Raw genomic sequence first — 2,310 nt, 5'->3', positions numbered from 1 at the left:
ATAGTAAGCCGTAGCCAATGTAGCTACCACTTCCGATTGTATGGCTTGGTGCGAAGCAATACTTGATAATGTTCCTGCGTAATTGGCTTTCTTTTGGGCATTGATTTTTCCCCAAACATCGGCTTCCCACGCCGTGGTAGCTGTCAAATCCCATTGACGCAGGTGGGTTCTTTCCCCTGAAAAGTTTCCTGAGGGGGTGTTTAAAGAAGGACTTGTATAGGTGTAACTTGGATTCAGACTTAAAGTAGGCAGAAAAGCATATTTACTTTGTAGCAATTGTGCTTTTGATTTCTCCATATTTTGCCACGCTATGCGTATGTCCAAATTATTTTCAAGGGCTTGTTCAATGTAGCCTTGCAGTTTGTCATCGGTGAAGATAGTTCGCCACGATACGCTACCGGTACTGATGCTATCGGTGGGTAGTTGGTCGGTACGATAAAGGTTTTCTGTAGGCAATTCGGTACGTATGTAGGGTTTTCTACCGGCACACGAAGCCAAAATGAGAAGCCCTCCTAAGGCAATTATCCCCTTTTTTATTTGTTGTTTCATAAGGCTAAATAGTATTAAATACGATATTTTTTTAATATTTATGGGTTTTACATCTTCCTAATTCTCTTGAAAGGAGGAATTTTGTAATTTCTCACTTCCTTAAATCTTCCTTTGAAGGAGGTGTCCGTAGGACGGAAGATGTTTTTAACCCTTGTAATTCAAAATTATTCAATAGGTTTTATAAGGCTTTGACTTCGCTCAGCGTGACAAAGGTGTTGTTAAGTTGAGTAAAATCGAAACTTTTATAAAAGCAAATGGTTTCTAACATTTCTAAAATATTGTTTTTTAGGGCTTAGGGTAGGGTAGTGGGGCAAACAATAGAAATTATTTTTAACCGCATTTGGGGTTTAAAATCACAAAAACAAAATATGCTGTAAGTCCATTACAGCATATTGGAAGATGAAGCATAAAAATTCGCTACATAAGTAAAAGCAAGCGTATTGAAAAAAGCATCACTTTGTTATTCTCCTGAATTTTCAGTGGCTTTTAATTGGTATTCATTCCGTCTTTACGCACCTTTTGTCCTTGCCGTAGCTTGTAGGCGATGGTGGTATCGGTAATGAGTTTGTTTATGGAATGCACAAACGTTTTGTTTTCTTCCGATGGCGAAGCTACCGAACTGACAAAAGCCTTGGTGATGAGGTAATCATAAATCTGATTGGTTTCCTTACGCAATTGCCCAATACGGATTTGAGGAACTGAAATTTGGCTATCAGCCCGATTGGCAAGTAGTTTTTTGTACTTGACATTCAGAGCGTTTAGTTTTTCAACGGCTTCTTTAATCCCTAAAGTATTCAAGTGAGGTAAGTTTGCCTCTTTGGTAAGGTCCGTAATTAAGCCCTCAATGTTTTGTGTCTTCTGTCGGATAGGCAAACTCTTAATTTTGCTGTAAGGTTTGGTAGCATTGTAGAGTTCGGTACCTGCTTTACGCCGTTTTTCAATGGGGTTTTTCAGTTCCGAACGGAAATTCATTAGCAAAAATGCGATGATTTCATTACGTTGCTTATCAATCTCTGAAAGCTCTTTGGTTTCACTACTGATGCGACTCTGATGAGCGGCATCGGTAAGCAGTTCAATGTTGCTTTTAAATTGCTCAAAAGCGGTGTCGGCTATGCCAAGCTGTTCCAAACCTGCCTTTTCAATCAATTCCTTAGTAAAACTTAAAAACTGAGTGTACTCTGCGTTGTTGAATTTTCCAAGGTTTACCTCCTTAATTTTTAAAATCATTTCCATAGTTATGCGTTTTTAAAATAGTTAAATATACTTTGCCTTCCGTGTATTTGAGTTGGAAGGTGTTACAAATTTAGCTCAAAAAACGATTGCTTAGCATTAACGAAAAGTTAAATTTTGAGTAGCTACTCGTTTTTAACGTTTTGTTATAAAATGATTTAGCTTCTGTTTAAGTAACTATGGTTTTTGCTTGAACTATTCTTTTATAAGTGCTAACTAAGGCTGTTTTTATGTTTTTAAAATCTGCCCAATAAGCCCAATAAACAGTATTTTAAAGAACGTATGAGGTGTTGTTTTGTGTCTGTATGGTAGTTCGTACCGATATAAATCTGTTTTACGCTTGGCTTTCGTGTTGTTTTTCTACGGATTTAATCCCTACTATTTTTTCTTGTAGGTGTTGGAAAACCACGAAAAGTACCGGAATGACAATCAGCCCAATGAATGTACCCAACAAAAGCCCTGTTACCGCACCTGTGGCTACCGATCGGTTACCTGCTGCCCCCACGCCACCGGCAAATACTAAAGGTAGTA

3 protein-coding genes are annotated in these 2,310 nt (G+C 38.1%); all 3 read right to left on the bottom strand.

Translation table 11 applies throughout. From position 1 onward, the window contains the following. On the bottom strand, positions 1-549 hold a 549-nt coding region (locus tag CCAND38_RS01655), incomplete at its 3' end, for a TolC family protein (RefSeq protein ID WP_042343324.1). A gap of 486 nt (positions 550-1,035) precedes the next feature. Further along, positions 1,036-1,782: a DUF6261 family protein gene (locus CCAND38_RS01650; protein ID WP_042343323.1), complete on the bottom strand. Its 747-nt coding sequence runs from the start codon at positions 1,780-1,782 to the stop codon at positions 1,036-1,038. Positions 1,783-2,113: 331 nt separating this feature from the next. Further along, positions 2,114-2,310: hypothetical protein (locus tag CCAND38_RS01645; protein WP_042343321.1), on the bottom strand; the 197-nt coding region annotated here is incomplete at its 5' end.

It is taken from the genome of Capnocytophaga canis, from assembly GCF_000827555.1.
In the GTDB taxonomy this organism is placed as follows: domain Bacteria; phylum Bacteroidota; class Bacteroidia; order Flavobacteriales; family Flavobacteriaceae; genus Capnocytophaga; species Capnocytophaga canis.
Note: the sequence above shows the minus strand (reverse complement) of the source record. Positions and strands in the feature narration are given on the sequence as shown.